This window comes from bacterium (assembly GCA_036382775.1).
Taxonomy (GTDB): Bacteria; Hydrothermota; Tepidihabitantia; order SM23-42; family JAOAFX01; genus DASVHD01.
This window is the reverse complement of the sequence record DASVHD010000035.1, coordinates 306506-332091: the sequence shown is the minus strand read 5'-3', so window position 1 is coordinate 332091 and position 25586 is coordinate 306506. Positions and strand designations below refer to the sequence as shown.

Here is a 25586-nt window from a genome sequence, read left to right as displayed (position 1 = left end):
TCATACCGCACAGCCAAGCGGAAATGGACTATATAATATCGATGAAACGCTTGAATGTCAAGGGTCAAGAAAAACCGTGAGATAACCGGGGCCAATGGATCCGTTCTGATCCTTAACCGCTCTTTTTTGTATCGGTATTGCGGCGGGATGTGATGTCGGTGATCATGGTCAGGAATTGGATGACCTTATCGTTGTCATCCCTGATCTGCATGACCACCACTTCGCCCAGGAAGATCTCGCCGCTTTTGGTCACGAACTCGAGCTCATATGCCGGTATCGCTTTGCCCGTCAGCCGCTGAACGAATTTCCTCATCGCGGTTATCTTGCCGGCCTTGGTGAGAAAGGGGTAAAGCATATGGTCTTTTCCCAGGATCTCCTCACGCTTGTAACCGAGCCAGTCGCAGATCTTTTTGTTGACATCGATAATGTGGCCTTCAGTGTCCAGGAGGATGAAACCCTGGGGGGAATTCTCGAAGATATTGCGATACTTCTTCTCGCTCTCTTTCAGTGCTTTTTCGGTCTTTATCCGGGAGGTGATGTCCCGCACCAGGACCGTAACACCAGAGGGTTCTGTCTTTTTATCCAGCATTGGAGTTATGCGCGCACTGAACCATAAAGTAGCGCCCAGGATATCCCAGGGATAGTCAAACTGCTGGCTTTTCTTGGTTTTCAGGCAGTTCCGGACCACTTTTTCAAGGTCCTGGGCGACCGACCGCGGGAAGATATCCTTGATCGTCTTCCCGATGTAATCTTTGGGCTTAACGTAGATGTCGAGGTCGGGCATGTCCGGAGATTGATAATATTCAATGAAATGTAGGTCTTTATCGAGGATGAAGATCAGGTCTTCCAGCGACGAGATGATGGCCCTCAGTTTTTCCCTCTGCCGGCGCATTTCTTCGTCCGCCCTGACATGATCCGTGACATCGCGCATGACCACGACCGCGCCGTCGATTTCGTCGCCGGTCCGAAGCGGCGTGATGCCGGCTTCCATGCATAGTGTATCTCCGTCTTTGCTCTGGACCTTGAGGTCGATCACGCCTTCGACCTTGCCGGTGACGATCGCCGTTCTGAACCGCTGCGTAAGGTTGACTATGATAGCAGCCGGCAATATCCCCAGTTTCGCAAAATGCTTGCCGATCAGGTCGTCCGGGTCGAACCCGAGGACTTTCTTGACGCTTTTGTTGATGTCGACCACGGTGCCGTACTTGTTGACCTGCAGGATGATATCGGCACTGGTGTCGAACATCCGCTTCAGTTTTTTATTTACTGATTCCAGGTGTTTGTTCGCGTCGCGGGAATAGTCGGTTGAGGTCCTGATGTTCGCGATAGTGTCATTCAGCGCGCCGGCGATCGCGGTCAGATCCGGATCATCGCCGGAAAGTGAGATCTTCGCCGAGTAATCCCCGGCCGCAACCTTAGCAAGGCCGTCCCGGATCTTCTGGATATCGCGCTCAAACCTGAGCCTGGTGCCGGCAGCGTCTTTTTTTAGAGGTTCGTCAGATCTGGCCATTATTGTCCGTCATTGGGCCGTGACGGTGAACTCGATCACCTGGGAGGGCAGAGTGGTTTTCTGGCTTAATACCTCCTCGTCATCGACCAGCACCCGGAAAAGGAGGGTATCGACCATGTCTGAACCGCCTTTGTGTGTTTTCCCGGTTATCTGGTCGCCCCTTTCAAGGGCCAGGACGTAATCGCGCGGGGTCACGCCGTTCATGGGTACGCTGTCTCCGGTCGACTCAAGTATGTAATAACCGCTGAAAGATACGGACAGATCCTGGGGATTGGCCAGGTTCAAAACGACTTCCTTGCTGGTAGAACACGCGGCGACCAGGAGGAGTAGCAGGAAAGCCGCAAATATGATCCTTTTCATGATTTCTCCTTTGCCATAATGTACGCAAAACCACATACTTTGTCAACAACATAGTATGGATGATTGTACCGATTTTTTATATAATTCCATTAGGTACAATCGGTCCCTAAACGGGATAACCAGTTATATAAATCAATGTGATATTTAACTAATGTAATACGCACAAGTCAACGCAGCGATAAACAAATAGATGCCGGTGATAAATAGGCCGTTGACACAACATTGAATATGTCTAAAATGAAGTCATGGAACAAAGATCTCAGGCGAACGCAGGTCCGCCGGCTGATGACCAGGGACGGCCAGCGGGAACGCTGGGACCGCATACCCTTGGTTCTATCATCAGCAACACTTTCACCATCTACGGCAACAATTTTTTCAAACTCATAGTCCTGAGCTTGATACTATTCGGCCTGTCGGCGATCATCGCCATCCTGGTGATCTTTTTTGCGGCCGGCCAGACGTTGGGCCGCGGCGGATTCAATCTGGCGTTGACCGTGAGTTTTATTTTTTCGATGTTCATCATGATCATACTGGTGGCCATTGCGCGGATCTATATAGACAGCATGATCATCGTGATCGTGGCCGGTCATATCCGGGGCCAGGTCAGCGTTGGAGATGCGTTCCGCGCGGTGACCAGCAGATTCTGGGCGATACTGGGCGCTTCACTGCTGGGCACCCTGGCTTGCATCGGCATGACGGTGACGGTCATCGGGATCCCCTTTGCCATTTATTTCGGCCTCTGCTGGTCATTCATCATCCATGTTATCCTGCTGGAGGGCCGCGGGGCCACGGAGTCGCTGTCGCGAACCGTTGATCTCACCAAAAAGAATTGGTGGCGGGTTTTGGGCATTATGTTCGTCATGGGCCTGATCATCTTCGCGATGGGGATGGCGACGTATTTCATACCGGTGGTGAGCGTCATCGCTGGTTTCATGATCGAACCCTTAGGCATCGTCGCGGCGACCCTGCTTTATTTTGACCTGCGGGTCAGGAAGGAAAACTACACGATGGACCGGTTCGATACCGACTTGGACCGGGTCCTCTCTGATCAATGATCGGACAGGCTGGCGGTTCAGCCCTGCTCCGGTATTGAAAAGGCCTTTAATTTAAGTACAATTCACCATGCCCGTTTTCATGATCACCGACATCGAAGGATCCACGAAAAAGTGGGAACAGTATCCCGAAACAATGAAGAAGGCGTTGCCGCGCCATGACGAGATCATCAACACCGTGATCAGCCAGCATGGCGGGATCATCGTCAAACACACGGGCGACGGCGTATTCGCGGTTTTCGAAAAAGGAGACCCCCTTTCCTGCGCCCTCGAAATCCAGAAAAAAATGAACCAGGAGAATTGGACCGATGTCGGCATGCTGCGCATCCGCATGGGGCTCCACGCGGGTTATGCCGAGAAGGTCGGCAATGATTATTTCGGGCCTGCGGTCAACAAAACAGCGCGGGTGATGGCCGCGGCCTGGGGCGGGCAGATCGTCCTGACGCCCGATGTCACCCACGTTACAGCCTTGCCGGCCCAGGCCCAGCTGAAGAATCTGGGAATGCATATGCTCAAGGATCTGGGCGAACCGCAGCAGATATTCCAGCTTGACCACGGCGATTTAAGCCAGCATGATTTCCCCGAACTCCGTTCTCTTTCCGCGCATCCCCATAACCTGCCGCAGCAGAGCACGCCCTTTTTTGGCCGTGAGGAAGAACTTGATAAGATCTGCGAGCTGCTCACCGACCCGGCGAAGCGGCTTATTTCGATCGTTGGCCCCGGGGGCATGGGAAAGACCAGGCTTGTCCTGCAGGCGGCCGCCGATCAGATCGAGCGGTTCAGCAACGGTGTTTTCTTTGTGCCGCTGGCCCCGTTGACCACGATCCCGGCGCTCATTTCGGCGATCGCCAGCGCCACCCGATTCTCGTTCTACAGCCGCGAGGACGAAAAGGTCCAGTTGTTGAATTTCTTGCGCGAAAAGGAAATGCTGTTGATCCTGGATAATTTTGAGCACGTCATGGAGGGGACGGAACTGGTGGGACAGATACTGGCCGGAGCGCCGCGCGTGAAGATAATCACGACTTCGCGCGAGCTCCTCAACCTGCGCGGCGAATGGATGGTGAACCTTTCCGGAATGCCGGTGCCGGAAAGCGGCCAGCAGAAAATCGAGACATATAGCCTGGTCCAGCTTTTTGTTTATAACGCGCAGCGCGTCCAGCATTCCTACCGGCTGACCGACGAGGACAGCGCTTACGTCGCGCGCATCTGCCAGCTCGTGGGCGGGTTGCCGCTCGGGATCGAACTGGCGGCCGCCTGGATCCGCTGTCTTTCGGTCAAGGAAATACTGCAGGAAATTGAGAAGAACATGGATTTTCTCGCTACCAGCCAGCGCGACATGCCGGAACGACACCGCAGCCTGCGCGCCATCTTCGATTATTCCTGGAACCTGTTGACTGAGCAGGAAAGGGATACGCTCATGCGGCTGTCGGTGTTCCAGCGCGATTTTACGCGCGCGGCCGCCGAGAAGATCGCCGTCGCTTCACTGGGCACGCTGGCTTCGCTCGTAGACAAATCATTGTTGCGGAAGACCGAAAAAGGCCGTTACGAGCTGCTCAAGACCATCAGGAATTACACGCTGGAGCGGCTCACCGAGCAGTCGAAGGAGCTGACGCGCATGAATAGCGCTCACTGCGAATACTATCTTGGTTCCGTCGCCCTGATGAACAAAAGCGTGCACGGCGACATCACGGTCCCGCAGGAGCAAGCCATCGCCATGGATATCGAGAACATTCGAGCGGCCTGGAAATGGGGTGTTGACCACGATAAGGAGGAACTGGTGCGCGACGCGATCCCGAACCTGTTCATTTTCTACCGGAAACAGGGTTTTCACAAGGAAGGGATCGAGGTCGTGCTGTACGCGGTCGAAAAGCTGGTCCGGCACCAGGACACTCAAATGTACGGCCGCTTATTGCGCGAACAGGGAGCGCTGATGATGCATACCGGTAATATGAACGCGGCGTCGCTGGTCCTGGAAAAAAGCCTGCGTATCTTCAGAACACTGAAGCTCCCCCTGGAGACCGCCCGGACCCTGATCGATCTTGGTGATGCCATAAGGTACGCCGGACGCATCGAGGAAGCAAGAAAATGCTATGAAGAAAGCATGAGTTTCTGCCGTGAATTGAACGATACCTTTGGCACCGCTACCGGGCTTGACCGTATGGCGTATATCTGCGAATCTTTGGGTGAATACGAAAAATCGACGCAGCTGGCAACCCAGGGCCTGTCCCTTTGGCAGTCCCTGAAAAACGAGTATGGGATCGCGATGACGCTCAACGTCCTCGGTATGACCGCTCATGGAGCCGGCGATTATGAATCGGCAAAGCGCCATTACCTGGAAAGCCTGGAGGTAAGCCGGCGGCTGAACAACAAAATGGGTATCGGTCGTGCGATGAACAACGTCGCAAATATTTTTGCGCTGCAGGGCGATTATGACCAGGCAAAAAAATACTATGAAGAATGCCTGGTGCTCTTTAAGGAAATGGGCAATATCCGGGGTGTGGCGGCGGCACTCGGCAACATTGGTATCATTGAGATGTGTCACGCCAACTATGACAAAGCGCGCGCGGTTTTTGAAGAAGCCCTGAGCATTGAAAAGAAAATCGGCTACAAATCAGGAATTGCCGCCGGCCTCTCGAATCTGGCGGCAGTCGCTGAGCGGACCAGCGACCTTGAGCGCGCCCGGGAACTACAGGAAGAATCGCTGGGCATGGCTCTGGAGATCGGTGATGCGTGGCTGATAGAAATGGGCCGCAACGAGATGGCGGTCATTGCATTAAAACAAGGGGATCTTCAGAAGGCGAAAGTTTATGTCGGGGAGGCCCTGGAGATCTCTTTTTATAAGGACCATAAACCAATAGTCTATGATCTTCTCCTGACCATGGCCAGGGCCTATTGCCAGGAAGGCAGGACCGCGGACGCCCTGGAACTGTGCATGCAGGTTACCGGCGCACCGGTTTTAAACTTCGAGACCAAGAAAGAAGCACAGAAGATCATTGATGAAATGGCTTCCAAGGGTATCACGAAACCGGATGCTGCGGGCAAAAACCTGGATCTGGTCGTGGGCAAAATACTCAACGAATGCAAGAAAGCGTCATCGCCTCAGAACATTTGAATTATCCCTTAAAAACTATTTTATGACCGTGATCTTTTTAAATACCGCGCGGTCCTGTTCATTTTCAAATTTCAAAAAGTATATACCTGCAGGCAGACCGTCGAGACGGATCCTGTCGCGTCTCGTCCGGATATCCTTTATCAGAAAACCACCCGCGCTGTAAATACCGGTGATGCGCGATGTTGCCGGGGCCTTGATGAACAGCTCGCTGCGCGCCGGGCTGGGATATACCAGAACAGTGCCGCGGGTGTCTGCGACCGCCGCCGGTTTCTCCTGGATGCTATTGATCGCCTGGAACGCGTTCCAGACATTCAACCGGCCCCAACCGTAGTTGTTGTTCGGATAGGGCGCACCCTGTGACGGATGGTCGGCGTTGTCGAGCAGGCAATTGTAGAGATGCGTGATGCTGATCGCGGGGTTTACCTCGCAGAGGATCGCGGCAGCGCCGGCCACGTGGGGAGTGGAAAATGAGGTTCCACTCAATACTAAATAGCCGCCGCCCGGACCGCATGTGCGGATGTTAATGCCCGGCGCGGAAATGTCGGGTTTGATCAAATTCCAATCAGGGCGGTACCAGTTGAGCATGTCATTCCAGGGGTCCATGTCGGGCGCCGGACCGCGGCTGGAAAAACTGGCGATATTGTCGCTGTTATCGGTCGAGCCGACGCCAAGGCATAGAGGATAATTGGCCGGAACACCGGCTGTGCCGGCTCCCGGACCATATCCACCCACTGCGAAAACCGGCAGCATCTCCAGGGATTTCCAGGCCGCGCAGAAAGTCCACCAGTGAAGCTCGGTAGCGGTCATCGTTCCCCATGAGTTAGTAACCGCGCGGATATTCACGCCCGAGTCGGCTTTCAGGTCGGCGAGCCACTGCATGCCACTGTCAATGTCTTCATACGAGCCGCCACCGCCTGCATCAAAGATCTTTGCCACGACCAGTTGTGCTCCTGGTGCAACGCCGATATCGTCGGTAAATGGGCCAAGACCATCACCACCGCACAATACACCGGCCACATACGTGCCGTGTCCCTGGTCATCATAGGGATCAGGCAGACCATTGATGAAGTCGCGCCACCAGCCGCTGAATTTTCCGGCAAGGGCAGGATGCGTAAAATCTACGCCGGTGTCTAAGTGCCCAATGAGGACACTGTCGCCCGTGAACCCCGCGACCCAGCATGAATCGGCCATGACCTTCAAGATGTTCCATTCGATCGCCTCGACTGCGCCGCTGCCGCTTGTTTTTTCGTCCGCCGGGAGTTGGATCGCGGCATCAGGGGAGATGAACCACACGTCATCGCGACCGGCCAGCTCTTCGATGACGCGCGCTGTCGCCTTCATGTGAAAACCATTGAATATCCAAAACCGCTTGATATCGGAAACCTTGTCATCGCATTGCGATAGATAGGTGATCAAAGGCGCCTGGCTGGTCGCGGCGATCTGCTTTAAGATCCGGGCTCGTTCGCTCACAGGTTTATTTGTCGTGCTAAGGTCCGGGTATTGTTCTCCCATGTGGACGATGACGGAGATTTTCGCACTCGCCGGGTTTTGATCCAGCACGCGCGCCAGTTCCGGCGTGACCTTTCCGGTAATAAAAAGGGTAGAATTGAATGCCAGCAGAAATAATATTGTGATCATAACGCCTCCTTTAAATACCGATATTGATGATATATTATACGACGATAATATTGAGGTGTCAATGGTCCGGAGTTATCCTCCCGGATGCTGGATCACGGCAAAGGTCACGCCAGACGGCTCATTGAAAAGGCAAATACGGGCGCCGCCGGGTATCTCGTGCACGGGTTCGATGATCTGGCCGCCGAACTGCTGGATGCGACGCGCCATCTCTTCGATGTTCGTCACCTTGATATAGATGGTCAGGAACGGCAGCCGCGCTTTCTTGAGCGTGAAAATACCGCCGCCGCTGAAGGCCTGGGGGTCGTCCGCCGCGATCTCGTAAATGCCGACCTTGTCATAGTACTTAAGGTTCCAGTTGAAGACATTTCTAAAAAATTTTACCGACTTCTCGGCATCATGCGATGCCAATTCCCAGAAGACGACAGGGTTGTTTGACATGGCTGCTCCTTTTGCTTACTTTCTTCCCTACGACGCCAGACTATACCACAAAACGGGTCAAAAATCAATAACAAAAAGGCGGGGCAAAAGCCCCGCCTTTTATGCGGCACAATGATTGCTACGGCAGCAATATGACCTTTTCTGCCCGGGCGCCCGGCGAAGGAGTATCGAGCCTAATAAAGTAGATACCAGGGGAGACTGAGCGTCCCAGATCGTCAGTGCCGTTCCAGATTACGGCAGCAGGCAGTAAGGAGCAAGCAGCAGATAGTGAAAAGATCTTTACACAGCGGCCGGCCGCGTCGTAGATACGGATAGCAGGCACTGCATGGTGCATACTGCTTAGTGCATAGTGTATAGTCGTTTTACCGCGGAACGGATTCGGCGCGACCGATAGGAGCGGCTTGTCAGATGCGCCGGTATTGGTATAACTTTCATCAATGCCAATGATCTCCGCGCCGAAGAATTTCATGATGGAATCGACCAGTGTCTTGCGCAGGTTATAATTGCCCGCGCCGTCCACTAAACCGCCCAGCTCGAAGGAAGTTGCCACGGTGCGGTAAAGCCCGCTGTTCTGCGCGACCCCGCAGTTATAGGTGGCGCTGTCCGTGTCAGTGAAGATAAGGAAAGAACCGGCGGCGGCGGGACTGATATGATCCATGAAACTGTTCTCACCGGTGTAGTCAAAGCTCATGTTCCTGGTAAAGGTACCGGCTTGGCCGGCCAAGGGTCCCAGGTCGCTCGTGCCGTCAGCGTCCGCGTTCAGGCCGAACAGCGAGCAGAAATTATAACCGCCGACCATCGGATCATAGTACCAAATATCGCCGCCTTCGATATACATCCTGCCACTCGCGCTCAGATAATCCACCAATGTCGTGGCATCAGCGCTGGTAGCGCCGATCACCTTATTGTTGGGATAGATCCCAGCGCAAACGAACACAGCCAGGTACATGTCAAGCGTGCCGCGCAGGGCAGGCAGCGACGTGTTTATCGTGCCGCTGTATCCCAGGACCTTCAAAAGACTGTCTATGATCACTCCGGATGAAGGCGTGGGGTCCGGGTTCCAGACGTAGTAATGGTACTTACCGATCGGCAGTATAATATCAAAGGTGTCGGCAAATCCTGTCTCGGTCGCGATGATCCGGAAATTGACCGGAGTGCCCATGGGCGCGCCGGACGCGACCTGCAGAATATATGGATCGCCGGAGTTCTCCTTCGTCGAATCGACGGCCAGGGCGCCGAAACTGCCGTGGTTGTGCGTGACCGTTATATAAGGAGAGGTTTCCGACAGCGTAGTCGCCAGGTTCGTGAAAGCAGTGCCCCCGATATTTTTGAGGAACGCCGTCAGGTTGACGGTCTCACCAGGATCCATTATACCGTTGTTGTTGCCCGATGCATCATCGACCCGTGTTTTTTTCAGCGTGAGATATTTTTGCGTGCCCGCATAGTTAAGCACAAAACCGTCGGCGAAGACCTTCGCCACTTCACGGGCCGTTCAGCACGAATGGTTGGTTGAGTCAAAGCAAACGACCGAGATCTTCTTGACCTGCGTGGGGCTGACGCCCGGCAGGTTGGCGAGCTCGGCGCTTATGTTGAAAGAATATGTGTTCCAGTTCTCATTGACAGCGTTGATCAAATGCAGGGTCGACGAACTCGTCCACGGACAGTGGTCGGTCATGCGGTTGATTCGCGTTTTGCCCAGCACGGTCCCGGCTGCGTCCAGATAATTGATATCAACGGCCGCGCCCGCCCATAACAGCTCATCGGCCATGTTCTCATACGCATGGAACATCGCCTTGACCGAAAAGGTCAGGTCGGTCGTCGGGATATCAACGGTCTGGTCTAGTTTCGTCATGCCGCCGCAGTAAATCGAATCCTTGAGCACAAGGACCTCATAGTCGGGATCTGATTCGTAGGTCGCGCCGCGATTGATCGAATCGTACGCCCAGGAACTGACCGCGGTCCAGCCGACCGTAAGGTCCTGTTCAAAATTGCCGTTGGTCAAAAGCACGCTGGAATAACTGAAAGCCAAGAGAATCGCGCACATGAATGTTGTTTTCTGCATATTATCCTCCTCCTTTCATCGCAAAAATAACCATCTTTAAATTAATCTACTCCTCCTTTCTAAACGCGTAATATTTTTCCTGCAATGTTACTCGTTTGCAGGATAACATTTAAGTATATCATGAATTAACTTTTTGTCAACAACCAAAATGCCCCCACATGCGCGCGGTCCAAAACGGCAGTGGAATATGGGCAGGCAAGGAGGCACCTGCCCATATTCCGCGATCCGGGAAAATGACAGGGAGGTCAGAAGCTACAGTTTTCCCAGAGGCGTTTACCGCCTGGCTGTTGAATATACACAACCGCGGACCAAAAATTGATCACCCGTTCAGTTTAAATATTTGTTACCCTTTTATAGGATAACATAGCGATTATATTGACATATCGCTGTTTGTCAAGGTCTGCTTTGAGCATGCTCTCAGGACTTAAGGCTAAAGATAACGCGACCCCAGCGCAGTGTTGACAATGCGTGAATAAATGGCTATCCTTGTCAGTAAAACGCAGCTACTGTTTTAAGAAAGGAGACTTTATGAAAATATTCAATCGCTGTTTGATCCTGATGGCCGCTGTTTCGCTGGTTGTCGCCATGCCGCCGAAACCGGGCCAGCGCGGTCCGGCATCGTGCATAGTCGGACCGGCGCGCGCGCATGCCAAGAATCTCAGAGACTACACGGTCGAGACCGTGGCTATTCTCGTGCAGTTCACCGATAACCGGGCCGATACGGTCGACCGCCGGCCCGCGCGGTTTGATAGCATGTTCTATTCCACGGGCATTTACAACGGGCAATACCGAGCCGGCAGCCTGAATGATTTTTTCCTCGAAAATTCGTACAATACGTGCAATGTGACGGGCGGCATCGCCGGGAACCGCTGGCACATGTCAAGCCACCCCTACAGCTATTACTACGACGGCTACTATATGCTGAGTACCGGCTATGAGCTGGCGTCGGACGCGGTCGCCCTGGTGGACGCCACGGTTGATTTTTCCCAGTATGACATCAATAATGACGGTCACATCGACGGCGTGTTCGTGGTGCACGCGGGACCGGGCGGGGAAGACACCGGAAATATCAATCACTGCTGGTCTCACGCCATTCCCTGGTTCAGTTATTCGACCAACGACGGCGTTATCATTGACGGCGCGACGAACGTCCCCGAGATCAATCTGGTGACGGCCAGCCTGGATACCACCCTGTGCTGCATCGCCGTGATGTGCCACGAGCTCGGGCACGTGATCGGCCTGCCCGACTGTTATGACGGTTCGCGCAATACCTGGGGGATCGGATACTGGGGACTGATGGGTTATGGCGCATGGGGCGCCGGCGGCAATACGCCGTGGAGCCCATCGCACTGCGAAGCATGGTCAAAGAGCGAGGTCAACTGGCTCACGATCACGCCCATTACCAGCAACACCTTTGGCCTGAAGATCCTTGACCTGGAGACCCATGCCGCCGCTTACCGCGTATGGCGCAACGGCGCGGTCAATGATACTTTTTTCATCCTGGAGAACCGGCAGAACAAGGGATTTGACACACCGCTGCCGGGACGCGGGCTTTTGCTGTGGCACATTGACCCGCGGTATGGTTCTTATGATGATATTCTCGACATTGAAGAAGCCGACGGCTGCGATGATCTGGACAACGGTTTTGGATACCGGCCTGACCCGCATTATTATTGGCACGAACTCGGTGACTCTGGTGATCCCTATCCCGGTGACAGCGGTAACGTGCTGTTCGACACCTACAGCTACCCCTCAAGCCGTGACAACAATGGCACCGCGACCAATGTCATCGTGCGCAACATCGTCCTGCTGGGCGACACGGTGCAGTGCGACGTGCTTATAAACACGACCGGAGCAGAGGAACAGCAGAAATTCGACCAGCTGGCCCGGACCGGGCAGATGTCGGTAAGCCCGAATCCGTTCTCTGGACAGATAGTGATTAAGTATGTAGTAAGCAGTCCTGCAGGGCAAGGTCATGATCCCGCACAGCGGGGCTTTAGCCTTGCACAAAAAAGCAAACCCGAAGGTTTGCCCTACATCAAAATCTTTGATGCGGCAGGTCGCCTGGTAAAAACGTTTTCTCTACCTACTGCCTGCTCCTTACTACCTGCGACCATTACCTGGGACGGCAGGGATGATCTGGGCGCCAGGGTGCCTGAGGGTGTCTATTTTATCAGGGTCGAGACCAACTCGGGCTCTGTCACCGGAGAAGCGGTGCTGGCAAGATAAAATAAGGACCGGGAAAGACAGCACTTTTGACTTGACAGAAAACGCTTTTTAACTATAATAACAATTCAGTGGGTCTCGAAGGAGGACGGATATATGGATATTGAAGGCAAGATCGACAGCGTGGTCGGCAAGGACACGACCATAAACGGTGATTTCAGATCCAGCGGTTCGGTTAAGATTGATGGTTCGATCGAAGGGAACCTGGTCGTGAAGGAAGGCGCGATCATCGGCCGTGGCGCGCTTGTGAAGGGCAATATCAGCTGCAAGGCGGCGATCGTCGGCGGTAAGATCGAAGGCAATATCGAAGCCCAGGACATGCTTGAATTCCAATCCGGCGCCGAGATGCTGGGCGATGTGGTGTGCAAAGGCCTGGTCATCCAGAACGGAGTGTTTTTCGAAGGCAACTGCCGCATGTCGCAAAAAACCAAGGACACCAATAAATGAGAGTGAAACTCTACGGCGCCCGCGGTTCGATCCCGGTATCCGGTCGCGGTTATGTAAAGTACGGTGGCAACACGACCTGTCTTTACGTAGAGAACGATGCCGGTGACCCGGTCGTCATCGATGCGGGCAGCGGTATCCGCGAAGTCGGCGGACAGTTGATAAAAAACAAAAAGCAGGAGATAATATTGCTGTTCACTCATTATCACTGGGACCATATCCAGGGGTTCCCTTTTTTCGGACCGGCTTATTTCAAGAACACAACGCTTTTCATTTACGGCCCATCCATGGAAGCGGACGTGAGAAAAGCGCTGTCCTATCAGATGACGCGCCCGTATTTCCCGACCATATCGATCAGCGACATGCCAGCCCGGTTTGATTTCAAGCAGCTGAAAAACAAAGTGCGGGTCGGTTCTCTGCTGGTCGAGACGATCACCAATAACCATCCGAATTTCACGAAGGGCTTGAAGTTCACGGAGAACGGTAAATGCCTGGTGTTCCTTACGGACAACGAGATCATGCACGGGAACATCAAGGGTCGGTTCAGGAAATTCGCGGATTTCGTCAAGAAGGCCGATGTCCTTATCCATGACGCCCAGTACACCGACGAGATCTACAAGACCAAGATCGGATGGGGACATTCGACCTTTTCGCAGGTCATGCAGCTGGCTCAGGAAAGCAGCGTCAAGCATGTGGTCTTCACTCACCATGACCCGTTCAGCAACGATGAATTCATCGATGATATTGTAGCGACTTGCAGCCGTGCCTATCCTCAGCTGAAGATCGAAGCGGCGCGCGAGGGCATGGAATTCGATCTCAGTTAAGGTCTTTTTAATTACTCGCTTTCTCTCAAACATTATTGCACATTAAGGGCGGATGAAGAAAAATAAAGATAAAGAGCATCTTGATTGCTATTTAATTCCGGCCAGGACTTAAGAGGAGGTTTGATGATAGTTAAAATCGGCAATGCTGCCGGTGATATTTGGAAAAAGCTGCGGGCGGAAGGCGACATGGTGATCACCAAACTGCAGCGCAAAACCGGGTTGCCGGTCAACCTGTTCTACCTGGGATTGGGCTGGCTGGCCCGGGAAAACAAAGTCAGCATCAGTATCGAAAAGAGAACGATCCGGGTATCCCTTAAAGAATGAAACCAAACGTTTTGATCGTACGGGCCGCCGGCACGAATTGCGATCTTGAGACCGAGCATGCGTTTGCCGCGGCCGGCGCTCTGACCAGGCGCATGTACATCGATGAGGTCAAGACACGGTCGATCCGGAACTACCAGATACTGGTTTTCCCCGGCGGGTTTACGTATGGGGATGATATTTCGGCGGGCAAAATACTTGCCAATGAGATAAAATGCAAGCTCCGTGACAAGGTCCTGACATTTATCGAACGGGGTAACTTGATCCTGGGCATATGCAATGGTTTCCAGCTTTTGGTGAAATGCGGGATCCTGCCCGCGTTCAAGCACTATTTTGAACCCCAGCGCGTCAGTCTCATAACCAATGATTCGGAACGCTTCGAAGACCGGTGGGTACACATGCGGGTCTTGAAGAATAAATGCGTGTTCACGAAGGACCTCAAGCCGATCATCACCATGCCCGTGGCGCATGCCGAAGGCAAATTCGTGGTCAGGAACAAGGCAATGCTGAAACGGATCCGTGACCATATCGTTTTACAGTATGTGGCCGAAAACGGAGAACCGGCCGGCTATCCCGACAACCCCAATGGCTCAATGCTGGATATCGCCGGCATCACGGACACTTCGGGGAGGATCCTCGGGCTTATGCCCCATCCCGAGCGCCATATTTCTTATCTGCAGCACCCCAACCACACCCGTCAAAAGACCGACCGGCTGGGTGACGGGTTCCATATTTTCTCAAACGCAGTCCAATACTTCAGTTGATCGATCGGATTTTGATCCGGCAGTGCTTTTCAGCAGGGGAAGAAATTATTTCAGTGATTCGGTGGTCTTGAAACTTCGCTGCAAACTCAATGATCTCCAGGCAGCGTCCTCGGTGATCGGTTTGCCCGTTGACATGAGACTTACCAGGTCCTGAGCAAGGCCTGGTCCCAGCATCAAGCCCTGGCCGCATAACCCCACCGCATAAAAATAACCACGCGCCTGCAGCGCCTCACCCACGACGGGCATGCCGTCCGGCGTCTGAGGATAACAGCCGCGCCATACCCGCCTGATCCTGATATTGGAAAGCCGCGGCAGGAGATCGATCATCTTGCGGGTGACGATGGGCAGGAAACTGGAATGGGACCGGTGGTCGGTGCCGGGGTACAGAGGATCAGGGGTAAGGCAGAAGACTATGCGGTTGGCCGAATTATGATAGAAGTAACAGTTCTTGCCGCCCGGGGTAGGACGGATGTCCACGACCAGCGGGTTAAAGAGCCGGGCGACCGGTTCGGTAATGCCGGCTTCGTGTGAGTCCGGGAAGATCGGAAGGTCAAGGCCGACCATGCGGCCGATCTCGACGGCGCCGATGCCCGCGGCATTGAGCACGAACTTGCAGGCGTATTTATTGGTGTCCGTGATCACCCGGGTAACACGCTCGTTTTCGACGACAACGCTGCGAACCGCTTCGTGGAAATGGAATTCAACCCCGCCGGCAAGCGCGGCGAAATAAAAAGCGTTGACTGTCAGGAGCGGTGATAGATTGCCGTCTTCCGGCGAATAGGTGCCGCCCCGGAGTCCTTCTTCGTTGATGCCGGGCACGAGATCCTTGACTTGCGCAGGGCTGATCCAGTCGATGTTAAGACCGTGGTTGTGCTGGATCTCGAGCAGGGATTTCATGGTCTTTTCATCGGGCTCGCGGTAAATGGGGAAGAGATAACCGCCCTGTTGCCATCCCAGATCGCTGCCTTCCTTATCATGCCACTCGCGGAAGACCTCCAGTGAACGAAGGCAGATGCGGATCTTTGCCGGATCTGAATGGGTCGCACGGATGCCGCCGATCGCGCTTTTGTTCTCACCCTGACCAGGAGAGGCAAGCCGGTCCAGAACCAGCACGCTCAGACCCTGCCGCCGTGCGTTCAACGCTGTCGGCACGCCGATCGATCCGGCGCCGATGATGATGAGATCGAAAGTCGTTTTACTCACGGTTTCTCTTTCTTGACGTTAAGGTTGCCAGTGCCGGCAAAATATCCCATTGGGACTTCAGTGGTCAGAGGCCTTGGTACGAAAGGCGTTATCATCGTCCTGGCTATGCCCTCGCGCCGGAAAAGCGCATGAATAAGCGGTCCGCATGTTTTACTGCCGCAGGCGCCCATGCCGATATGGAGCAGGGCTTTTAACTGATTCATGTCCGTGACACCCTGACGGATGAAGCGGCGCACCTCGCCGACCGTTACGCGTTCGCACCGGCAGAGGATCACATCATCGTGGCTGGCCGGTGGAATGACGGTCGCGATCGGTTTCGCGACCGCTTGGTCCTGAACGCGGATGCTGGCAACCATGGCAGCGATGCCGGGATCGACCTCCAGGATGACAAGGCGGGCGTGATCCAGGATCGGGCTTGTCTGCTCGAGGCCGCTGTTGCGCTCGCAGTACGTGGTTCCGGGAAGGCACTCGCTCAGGGCGCCGCAGCCCAGGCAACGCGCTGCTTCCTGCTGGGCCGCTTCCTCGCTCAAAACACGGACGGTTTCATCAAAATTCTGACTGCGCTGACGCGGCGGCAGTTCATCGGGGACCGCCCGAGCTGCTTTTTTCACCGACGAGCTCCAGCAGGCAGGCGATTTGGCCGCAATCTCATGCCGTGTTGTTGATTGATCAAGGCCGCGCAGGAAAAGATCGATCGATTCGGCCGCCCGTTTACCCGCGCCGAACGCGGACACGACTGTGGATGCTCCGGTCACGGCATCGCCGCCGGCGAATACGCCAGGACAAGTGGTTGCCTGCGTCTTGTCATCAGCCTGGATCGTGCCCCACTTGGTCAGGATCAGCCCCTTTGCCAGTCCGTCAAAGGCCGGCTGCTGCCCGATCGCCAGTATCACATGATCGGCCTTGAGCGTGAATTTGGATCCGGGAATGGGCACGGGCCGGGCGCGGCCGGACGCATCCGGTTCACCAAGTTTCATGCGGATGAGCTCGATCGCTTTGACCTTGCCCGCTTCGCCGGTGATCGATTCCGGCGCCACCAGGAAATCAATGCCGACGCCTTCGGCCAGCGCCTGGTCCACTTCCCGGTCATGGGCGGGCATCTGTTCGCGGGAACGGCGGTAGAGGATACGCACGTCGCTGGCCCCCAGCCGCAAAGCGGTCTGAGCCGAATCCAGCGCCGAGTTTCCGCCCCCGATCACGCAAACCGTGCCGCTGAGCCGCTTGATCGCGCCGGATTTAACCTGTTCCAGGAAAGTAAGCATGTCATGAACGCCTTCCAGATCTTCGCCGGGGATCCCGGCAGGCATGGCTTTTAAAGCCCCCGGGGCCAGGAATACGGCTGAATAACCGTCAGCCATGAGTTTTTGGGCATCCGCAACCCGCGTGCTTAATTTTATGGCAATGCCCTGCTGGACCAGCAAGTTCAGTTCATAGTCGAGAATATTTTCAGGGAGCCGGTATGCGGGGATGCCCCATCGCAGCAGTCCGCCGGCCTTATCCTTTTCTTCATACACGGTCACCGCGTAACCCCGGTACGATAATTCATTGGCACAGGCCAAACCGGCCGGGCCCGAACCGACAACGGCGATTTTTTCTTTCTTGGTCACGGGCTGCGGTTGGATGGGCACCGAATGCTCGCGCGCCCAGTCCGCGACGAACCGCTTCAATCCGCAGATAGCGACGGGTTCGTCAACATCCTTGCGCACGCATTCTGTTTCACAGGGATGATAGCAGACACGGCCGCACACGCCGGGTAGCGGCAGGTCGCGGCGCAAGAGCTGGATCGCTTCTTCGTATTGATCCTGGCGGATGAATTGAATATAACCCTGGGCACGGACGTCGGCCGGACAGGCGATCCGGCAGGGCGAATGGCCAAGACGGTCAAAGATCTCAAGGACCCTGCCCGTCCCCTGGTCTTCGCCTTTCCAGCCGCTCACCGGCACAATGTCGCCAGGTTTGAATGAAATGGGAAGCTCGAACGGGATGGTCACTCTGGCTTTGCCCGACGCGCGCGGCGTCATGTCCACGAGCGTGATCGCCAGGCCCGGGCACGCCGTGACGCATTTCGTGCAGCCGGTGCAGGTCCCGTCAAAGTCGGCGCGGGGCAATATCCCGCCTGATTCCGGTATACTCAGGGCCTGCTGGGGGCAGACTTCTGCGCAGGGGTTGCAGGGGATCGATTCAAGACAGCCTAACACCGGGAAGATCCGGGCGTTTTCACCCTGGACTAAGACCGGCAGATCTTCACGGCCCGGCTTGGATTTAAGGATCGATGTCAACTCCTCCCAGTGCCCGGGGACCGACGTTTTCTTACCCTGTTTCCCGGCGATGCGCCGGCCGGCCAGCCGGCCGGAAAACATCGCGGCCGATGCTTCGGCGATCTCTTCGGCGTCACCGGCAAGATGGGCATCCATGCCCGCCGCCACTGCCATATCGTGCAGTTCACATACCCTTTCCAGTCCGACCGCGATGAGGAGAGTGTCACAAGCGTAGGTCTGATATGTGCCGGGGATGATGTTCCATTTCTCGTCGACCCGGGCGACGGTCACTGATTCAACGCTGTCTTTGCCGCTCGCCCCGACGATACTGGTGGATGTGTATATGGGCACGCCCAGGCGGCGGATCTTGTCGGCATGGACCCAGTAGCCGCCGACATCGGGCAGGGCTTCGCACAGCCCGACCACGGTGATGCCGGCCTGGAGCGCGTGGTAGGCCGCGATCAAACCGACATTGCCGCCACCCACGATAAAAAGTCTCTCTGATGGTCTGACCAGGTCGCGGTTGAGCAAGGTCTGGAAAGCGCCAGCGCCGTAAACACCCGGCCGGTCGCAGCCCGGAAAAATTATCGCTTTTTCGCGGGCGCCCGCGGCGACCAGGAGGCTCTTGGGCGTCACCAGCTGGTATCTGGCGCCGGAAACGATGCCGACCTTGCCGTCGGTAAAAACACCCACGGCCATGGAGTCGGTCATGACCTTAATATTCGGGCGCTGCGCGATCTCCCGCGCCAGGATGCCGGCGATCTCGACGCCGCGCGTACCCGCGTAGCACTCGTTCGCCGCGCCAAAAAACAGATGCGTCTGGAGAACCAGTTTACCGCCCAGGGTCTGCTTGTCATCGACCAGCAACACCGAAAGCCCGGCATCAGCCGCTTCCAGGGCAGCGCCCATGCCCGCGGGGCCGGCGCCGACGATGAGCAGGTCGCAGGCGACCTCCTGGATATCGGTGAAAGTGATGTCTTTTCTCGGCACTGCGGGCAGTTCCGGGTAACCCGGCAGCGGATAGACCTTCATGTCTTCGCGCACCGGGACCATGCAGGCTTTGACCGGCAGGCCGTCGGCTATGACCAGGCACTGGGCGCACTGCCCGTTCGCGCAAAAAATACCCTGGGGCGAGCGGTCATGGGGATGCGTCCCAAAGATGCGGATGCCGTGCGCAAATAGCGCGCTGGATATGACCTCACCGCGGCGCGCGGTCAAAGGTCGTCCGGCGAAGTAGAACGTCACGGGATCAGGATCCGGTATCCGCAGGATCGGATGCTCTTCAACGCGGCTCATGCCTTTGATCTCCAGGGATAATGTTTTTTCTCATCGAGAGTCCATAATAAATTGTGCCCTTAGTATATATATTGCAGGGGATTTGTCAATTGATTACCCGGGGATCGTGGTGTCGAGTGCATTTCATTAGAGCTCTGTAATCGGTCAGCTTGACAGTCCCGGGCAAATGGTTATAATTACGTGCTTTTTTTGAAACGAAGAACAGTTATATCCGTGTGACCTAAGGAGAATCAATGCCAATAGTACTTGATGGAAAGAGCCTGACCATTGAGAAACTGGTCGCCATTGCCCGGGATCATGAGCCGGTCGAGATCCACGACCAGTCGATCGAAGATATTAAGAAATGCCGTTTGATGCTTGAAGAAAAATTGAAAGCGCGGGAGATCATGTACGGGACCAACACCGGCATCGGCGAGTTCTCGGAAAAGGTCCTTTCCGACGATCAGGTGAAACGGTTTCAGCGTTACCTGGTGTATAATCATGCCGCCGGCATCGGCGACCCGGCGCCCGTCGAACACGTGCGGGGCGCGCTTGCTTCCCGCATCAACGTGATGTCCAAAGGAAAGTCCGGATGCCGCGTTGAGATCCCCCTAACCATGATGGAAATGCTGAACAAGGGGGTGACGCCGGTCGTATGCACCAAGGGTTCGGTGGGAGCGTGCGGCGACCTGGCGCCCATGGCGCAGATGGCGCTGCTACTGCTCGGCGAGGGCGAGGCATTTTACGAAGATGAGAGGATGCCCGGCGCCGCGGCGTTCGCCAAGGCGGGGATCACGGTCCCCGGATTACACGCCCGGGACGGTCTGGCCGCGATCAACGGTTCGAACTTGATCGCCGCGATCTGCGCATTGGAACTCCACGATGTCAACCAGTGGCTCAAACAGTCCGAGATCGCATGCGCGATGACCCTGGAAGCACTTTATGCCAACATGAAACCCTATGACGTGCGGCTGCACCAGGCTCGGGGCTTTGCCGGCGCTGTCCGTTCGGCCCGCGCGATCATGAAATGTATCCAGGGCAGCGACATCTTATCAGGGAAGATCAAGACCAAGGTGCAGGATGCCTATTCCATGCGTTCTTCGCCCCAGGTGGTCGGCGCCGCGCACGATGCCGTAGCCCACGCGCGTAAGCAGGTCGAGATCGAGCTCAACGCGGTCGCTGACAACCCGATCTTTATGCCCGAGTTCAAGCTGACGCTGACCGGCGCCAATTTTCAGGGATCGCCGATCTCGTTACCAATGGACATGATCGGCACCGCCGTGACCATGGTCTGCGTTCTTTCCGAGCGCCGGATGAACCGTTTGGTCAACCCGGCATTGAGCCAGGGATTGCCGGCTTTCCTGACCAAGGACCCCGGGTTCTATTCAGGCATGATGCTGAGCCAGTACACGGCTGATACCCTGATCGTCGAACAGAGGATTCTTTCCATGCCCGGATCGATCCAATCGATACCGGCCGCCGCCGACCAGGAGGATTTTGTTTCCATGGGGATGAATACGGCGCTGAAGAACCTTCAGATCATCGATAACGCGTATGGGGTCCTGGGTATCGAATACATGGCCGCTGCGCAGGCCCTGGATTTCCGCGAGTTCAATCCGGGGAAGGGCGCCAACATCGCCCGGCAGATCATCCGCCGGCACGTGCCGCACCTTGAAGAAGACCGGCCCCTGTACGCGGATCACAACAAAATGAAGGACCTCGTAAAATCGAACGAGATCCTCAGGGCAGTGGAAAAGGAAATCGGCAGTCTAGAATAACAGCCAGACCCTTATCGCCAGGAGCCGAAGGTCGCTTACGATAAGATCGAGCAATGAACCGCGGCGCCGGGTCCGAAACGCGCAGAATTTCTGTCCGTTGGTCAGTTGATACAGCACATCATCGTTATCCAGCACCGCACTTGCATTATCGATACCCATGGTTTGCCGACCGTAAGTGACGCGCAGGCCCGGATCGAGCTCGAGCATGATATCGCCGAGCTTAATGCGCGTGCGCTGAAACGGACCGGGCAGCCCGATACATTGTTTTGCCTCCACTCCCTGGTCCGGCGGCCCGATAAAATAATCGCAGCCGGCGGCGTCGGTCTGAAAGACGCCGGGCGAGGCCGCGCCTTTCGGGGCGTAGAGCACGGTCTGGCTTGATGAGAGATCGAGCAGGCATGCGTTCCTGGAAATGCGCGCCTGCAGGCAGGGCGAGAAAGCCGCAGCGGACAAGATCACGGCAAATCCCAGCATGAAATATATGGCGATGAGCCTGAACCTGGGAACGAAGAGGAAGAAGAACATGACGGCGGACAGCGCGGGCATAGAGATCGTGACCGACGAAAAGGGCAGCGAGGAAAAGAACCGGGCGAGCGCGCAGAGCGCGGCGAGCAGGGCGGAAGCCGCGACCGCGAACAGTTTGGCGGCGGGGAGCAAGAGCGGGCTGACCATGATGCAGGCGAAGAGCATATAGGTGATGATCGTAGTCAAGGGTACGATGAACAGGTTGGAGATGACCGCGACCGGCTGGGTCCGGTTGAAGTACTGGATCAGCAGGGGTGAGACAAAAAGCTGGGCGCACAGGGAGACGGTCATCAGCGAGATGATCTGGCGCAGAATACCGGAACGGACGCGGCTTGTGAACAAGGGCTGCCATCGGGGATACAGACAAACAATTCCGTATACCGAAACAAAGGACAACTGGGCGCCGATGTCGAAAAGGATCAGCGGATCCATGATCAGGAGTATCAGGGCCGACACGTTGAGCACATGAACGCTGTCGACCCGGCGCTGGCTGACCAGGGCAAGCCCGAAAAGACCAGCCATGAGCGCGGCCCGCACGACACTGGGCCGAAAACCGGTGATGCCGGCATAGATAAAAAGGACGATGAGCACAATGAGCAGCTTTGCCTTCGGGGGCAGCGGTACGAAAAGCAGGAGCGCGCCGATGAACGAAACCACGAAACCCACGTGCAGACCGGAAACAGACAGGATGTGCAGCACGCCGGCGCGGGTGAAGCTTTCCCGGAGCGCGTTGCCGACACGGCTGCTCCCGCCCAGGATGAGGCCGCTGGCGAGATTGTAGTCATTACGGTCGAAGAACGAGCGGAATAGACCGTCGATATACGCGCTGATCCGGTCGAAGAGCGCGCCGGTGAAACTGCATGAGTGATCACTGGCAATGATCCGGCCGGTCAGCAGATTGGGGCGGTGCGGCGATCGCGAAGGCCTGAGATGACCTTTGATGAACAGCGTCTTGCCCAGGCAAGGCTCGTGCGTGACCGCGTAGAATTCAGCGGGCAGATCGTAAGCGACCGTGTCACCGGGCACGGCGGCTTTCTTGATCTGCACGGAAAGCCTGGTCCAGCGTTCGCCGTGATCTTCAGCCGTAACCGTGCACAGGTATGTCACTTCGCGGCTGCCGAACGGCGCCTGGACCGGTTCGCGAAGACGGGTGTTGAACGCGGAGGCGAAACAGAGCGCGACCAGCAGGAGTTCCCGGCGCCACAAAAAGGCCAGGACGATGACGGCGGAGCCGGCGATGACGATCGCCAGAGCCGGCAGTCTGAAAAGCGACTGAAGGATGATCCCCGCGATGACGGCCGCGAGGATCTTGATGCACAGATGTTTTATGTCTGGCCTCGCCGGGACTGGTGGTCGCGGTCCGGGCGTTAACCCTGGGGGTAGAGTATTTTGGCCAGCGTGTCGCGGCCTTTGTTCAATTCGATCCTGGCGACACCGGGATTGGAACCCGCGGGTTTCAAACAGGCATACAGAAAATAATCGCTGCCCGCCGGATAGATAACGAGGAAGTATTTGTCGGTCAGCCAGATCAGTTCACGTTCGTTCCCCAGGTTCAAGTTGTTCTTGACTTCCCGCGATGCCAGCATTAACGACGAGATCTCGGCATCGTAAAGGGTTATTTCGTGTTCACCTTCATTGATGTGCTGCGCGACCGATATCCCGTCGTAACCGACGAGGCTGACATAGAGACAGCCCGGGATCTTCTCCGCTATTTTCTTGATCTCTTCCTGCAGATCGTCAGCCATGATTGCCTCCTATGCTCGTTCCAGGTATTCGCCGGTTTCGGTGTTTACCTTGATCAGTTCGCCGACATGGATGAATGCCGGCACCTGGCAGACGTGGCCCCCTTCCAGGGTGGCCGGTTTCGTCTGCGCCTGGGCCGTCGCGTCCTTCATGTGGGCCTGCGTTTCGATGACCTTAAGGGTCACGGTTTTGGGCAGAATGATGCCGAACGGCTTGCCATCGAAATATTCGACTTTCACCCGGATGTTGGGCGTCAGCAATTTCGCGTAGTCGCCGATGATCTCGCGATCCAGGTACAACTGTTCGTAATTTTCCGAATTCATGAAGTAGTAATTGCCGTCGGCAAAATAGATATATTCCATTTCGATTTCTTCGATCTCAACTTCCTCCACTCGTTCGGTCGAGCGGAACCTTATTTCCTTGGACAAGTTGTTTGTCAGGCTGCGCAGCCGGCAGGCCACCATTCCCCGCCAGTTGCCGGGCGTAATGTGAGTCACCTCCAGCACCGTGTAGGGGACCCCTTCCAGTTTTATCACCATGCCCCGTTTAACGTTCGTCACCTGTACGATCATGTTAAGTCACCTCCAGACGGTAATCGCTGACCGCGGCGTCTTTGTCAAGCACCTGGATCTTACGGGCACCCAGCGCCTGTCTGATAAAATCGGCAAGGGCGTAATCTTTATCCTTTCTCAGCTGGTTTCTCATCGCCAGCAGGGTATGGACCAGGCTGGGGAAGATGTCATCAAGACTGCGGACCGTATCAAAGCGCCGGAAAAAGGAAGCGGCCGCCGTATCAAAGAGGTCCTTGCGGTTTGATTCCTCCAGTTTGCACCGGACATCCTTAAAAATTGTCATCAGTTCATCGAACGGCTCTTTGGGTAGGTCATCCGTGAATCCCAGGATAGCAAGATAGAATTTCACGCTGGAGGCGATCGCGGGATCAGGGTCCTTATCTTCGTAACCCTTGTTGATCAGATTGAAGATCACCGCGAGCGCGCGCGACGTATTGAGATCATCGTTCATCGCCTCGGTGAATTCCTCCAGGTACAGCGGCTTGGCGACGACCGGCAGCTCCTTGAAACCATGGATAAAGGTCTGGATCCTCAAGTACGCGGACCGTGTTTCATCAAGCCGGTCCGTGGAAAAATCGATCTGGCTGCGGTAATGGGTCCTGATAAGGTAGAGCCGGATAATATTGGGGGCATAGTCCTTCAGCAGGTCTTCAATGAGATAAAAATGACCCGTTGATTTCGACATCTTTTCGCCGGTAAGCGTTACCCAGCCGGTGTGGAGCCAGTAACGGGCAAAGGCGTCGCCGGTCGCCGCGACCGATTGCGCGATCTCGTTCTCATGATGCGGGAAAACGAGGTCTTCGCCGCCCGTATGGATGTCGAAGGTCGTGCCGAGATGGAGCATGGACATGGCCGAGCATTCAATATGCCATCCGGGCCGGCCTTTACCCCAGGGACTTAACCAGCAGGGTTCGCCGGGTTTGGATTTTTTCCAGAGTGCGAAATCCAGGGGATCATCCTTGCGCTCCGAAGGATCGATCCGAGCGCCCACGATGAGCTCGTCGATACTCTTGCGCGATAACCGGCCATAATTCTTGAACCGGCGGACCCGGAAGTAAACGTCTCCCTGCTTTTCATAGGCATAGCCCTTTTCCACCAGCTTCTCGACGAGCGCGATGATCTCCTCGATATGCTGCGTCGCCCGCGGATAGAACGTGGCCCGACGGATGTTCAGCCGGTCGCACGCCCAGAGATATTTGGTTATATTGTCATCCGCGATCCGGCGCCAGTCGATATTGTATTCTTTCTGCTTCTCGATGATCTTGTCGTCGATGTCAGTGAAATTCTCGAACACATTGACCGCATGACCGAGATACTCTAGCCAGCGAACGAGGACATCGCGCGACATGAACGAACGCATGTGACCGATGTGGGGGTGTCCCTGAACCGTAAGGCCGCAGGTGTAGATGCCGACCGTCTCCCGCAGCGGTACAAATTCCTCGAGTATGCGCGTCAGGGTATTGTAAAGTTTAAGCGCCATG

Annotated in this window: 21 protein-coding genes; 9 read left to right on the top strand and 12 right to left on the bottom strand. The window is 55.6% G+C overall.

Annotated features, from left to right (window positions below; translation table 11 throughout):
- Positions 1-112: 112 nt before the first annotated feature.
- A complete protein-coding gene (locus VF399_09050; protein HEX7320486.1) occupies positions 113-1510 on the bottom strand; it encodes a PAS domain S-box protein in 1398 nt (465 codons plus the stop codon).
- A 9-nt stretch (positions 1511-1519) separates the two neighbouring features.
- Positions 1520-1870 (bottom strand): hypothetical protein, encoded by a 351-nt coding sequence (locus tag VF399_09045; GenBank protein ID HEX7320485.1) that lies wholly within the window; start codon positions 1868-1870, stop codon positions 1520-1522.
- Between the two features lie 245 nt (positions 1871-2115).
- Between VF399_09045 and VF399_09040 the strand changes: the two genes are divergently transcribed.
- Together VF399_09040 and VF399_09035 are read left to right on the top strand one after the other, a co-directional pair.
- Complete coding sequence (locus VF399_09040) at positions 2116-2925, top strand: hypothetical protein (protein ID HEX7320484.1); 810 nt, start codon at positions 2116-2118, stop codon at positions 2923-2925.
- A 67-nt stretch (positions 2926-2992) separates the two neighbouring features.
- On the top strand, positions 2993-6034 hold the full coding sequence (locus tag VF399_09035; GenBank protein ID HEX7320483.1) for a tetratricopeptide repeat protein: 3042 nt from the start codon (positions 2993-2995) through the stop codon (positions 6032-6034).
- A gap of 15 nt (positions 6035-6049) precedes the next feature.
- Here VF399_09035 and VF399_09030 read toward each other — a convergent pair whose 3' ends face one another.
- The 4 genes from VF399_09030 to VF399_09015 all read right to left on the bottom strand — a co-directional run bounded on the left by VF399_09030 (position 6050) and on the right by VF399_09015 (position 10172).
- On the bottom strand, positions 6050-7672 hold the full coding sequence (locus tag VF399_09030) for a S8 family peptidase (GenBank protein ID HEX7320482.1): 1623 nt from the start codon (positions 7670-7672) through the stop codon (positions 6050-6052).
- 72 nt (positions 7673-7744) lie between these two features.
- On the bottom strand, positions 7745-8110 hold the full coding sequence (locus VF399_09025; protein HEX7320481.1) for a VOC family protein: 366 nt from the start codon (positions 8108-8110) through the stop codon (positions 7745-7747).
- 118 nt (positions 8111-8228) lie between these two features.
- Positions 8229-9590, bottom strand: coding sequence for a T9SS type A sorting domain-containing protein (locus VF399_09020; GenBank protein HEX7320480.1), 1362 nt, complete (start codon positions 9588-9590; stop codon positions 8229-8231).
- Positions 9591-9602: 12 nt separating this feature from the next.
- Positions 9603-10172, bottom strand: coding sequence for a hypothetical protein (locus tag VF399_09015; GenBank protein ID HEX7320479.1), 570 nt, complete (start codon positions 10170-10172; stop codon positions 9603-9605).
- Positions 10173-10700: 528 nt separating this feature from the next.
- Between VF399_09015 and VF399_09010 the strand changes: the two genes are divergently transcribed.
- From VF399_09010 to purQ, 5 genes are all read left to right on the top strand, one after another.
- Positions 10701-12401, top strand: a complete 1701-nt coding sequence (locus VF399_09010) for a M6 family metalloprotease domain-containing protein (GenBank protein ID HEX7320478.1) — start codon at positions 10701-10703, stop codon at positions 12399-12401.
- A 93-nt stretch (positions 12402-12494) separates the two neighbouring features.
- The gene (locus VF399_09005; protein HEX7320477.1) at positions 12495-12845 is read left to right on the top strand and encodes a polymer-forming cytoskeletal protein; all 351 of its coding nucleotides are present in this window, start codon (positions 12495-12497) and stop codon (positions 12843-12845) included.
- Positions 12842-13666 (top strand): MBL fold metallo-hydrolase, encoded by an 825-nt coding sequence (locus tag VF399_09000; GenBank protein ID HEX7320476.1) that lies wholly within the window; start codon positions 12842-12844, stop codon positions 13664-13666. Before VF399_09005 ends, VF399_09000 begins: the two co-directional genes overlap by 4 nt.
- 123 nt (positions 13667-13789) lie before the next feature.
- Complete coding sequence (locus VF399_08995) at positions 13790-13990, top strand: winged helix-turn-helix domain-containing protein (protein HEX7320475.1); 201 nt, start codon at positions 13790-13792, stop codon at positions 13988-13990.
- Complete coding sequence (gene purQ / locus VF399_08990) at positions 13987-14751, top strand: phosphoribosylformylglycinamidine synthase I (protein ID HEX7320474.1); 765 nt, start codon at positions 13987-13989, stop codon at positions 14749-14751. The genes VF399_08995 and purQ overlap by 4 nt, the downstream gene beginning before the upstream one ends.
- Before the next feature lie 45 nt (positions 14752-14796).
- Here the strand turns inward: purQ and VF399_08985 are convergent, their stop codons facing one another.
- Both VF399_08985 and VF399_08980 read right to left on the bottom strand, forming a co-directional pair.
- Positions 14797-15954 carry an FAD-binding oxidoreductase gene (locus VF399_08985; protein HEX7320473.1) on the bottom strand — a complete coding sequence of 386 codons (1158 nt, stop codon included), beginning with the start codon at positions 15952-15954 and terminating at the stop codon, positions 14797-14799.
- The gene (locus tag VF399_08980; GenBank protein HEX7320472.1) at positions 15951-19508 is read right to left on the bottom strand and encodes an FAD-dependent oxidoreductase; all 3558 of its coding nucleotides are present in this window, start codon (positions 19506-19508) and stop codon (positions 15951-15953) included. The genes VF399_08985 and VF399_08980 overlap by 4 nt, the downstream gene beginning before the upstream one ends.
- Before the next feature lie 233 nt (positions 19509-19741).
- On the opposite strand from VF399_08980, the gene VF399_08975 reads away from it, so the two are divergent.
- Positions 19742-21265 (top strand): aromatic amino acid ammonia-lyase, encoded by a 1524-nt coding sequence (locus VF399_08975; protein ID HEX7320471.1) that lies wholly within the window; start codon positions 19742-19744, stop codon positions 21263-21265.
- Here the strand turns inward: VF399_08975 and VF399_08970 are convergent.
- The gene (locus VF399_08970) at positions 21257-22897 is read right to left on the bottom strand and encodes a ComEC/Rec2 family competence protein (GenBank protein HEX7320470.1); all 1641 of its coding nucleotides are present in this window, start codon (positions 22895-22897) and stop codon (positions 21257-21259) included. The two genes, VF399_08975 and VF399_08970, sit on opposite strands and share 9 nt — an antisense overlap.
- Here VF399_08970 and VF399_08965 point away from each other — a divergent pair.
- Positions 22862-23161, top strand: coding sequence for a hypothetical protein (locus tag VF399_08965; protein HEX7320469.1), 300 nt, complete (start codon positions 22862-22864; stop codon positions 23159-23161). The two genes, VF399_08970 and VF399_08965, sit on opposite strands and share 36 nt — an antisense overlap.
- Here VF399_08965 and VF399_08960 read toward each other — a convergent pair.
- Genes VF399_08960 through cysS form a run of 3 tightly spaced genes read right to left on the bottom strand, consistent with a single transcriptional unit; the run spans position 23158 to position 25585 of the window.
- Positions 23158-23535 carry a hypothetical protein gene (locus VF399_08960; protein ID HEX7320468.1) on the bottom strand — a complete coding sequence of 126 codons (378 nt, stop codon included), beginning with the start codon at positions 23533-23535 and terminating at the stop codon, positions 23158-23160. The two genes, VF399_08965 and VF399_08960, sit on opposite strands and share 4 nt — an antisense overlap.
- Positions 23536-23544: 9 nt before the next feature.
- Complete coding sequence (efp, locus tag VF399_08955; GenBank protein HEX7320467.1) at positions 23545-24105, bottom strand: elongation factor P; 561 nt, start codon at positions 24103-24105, stop codon at positions 23545-23547.
- A 1-nt stretch (position 24106) separates the two neighbouring features.
- Positions 24107-25585: a cysteine--tRNA ligase gene (gene cysS, locus VF399_08950; protein HEX7320466.1), complete on the bottom strand. Its 1479-nt coding sequence runs from the start codon at positions 25583-25585 to the stop codon at positions 24107-24109.
- Position 25586: the final 1 nt, after the last annotated feature.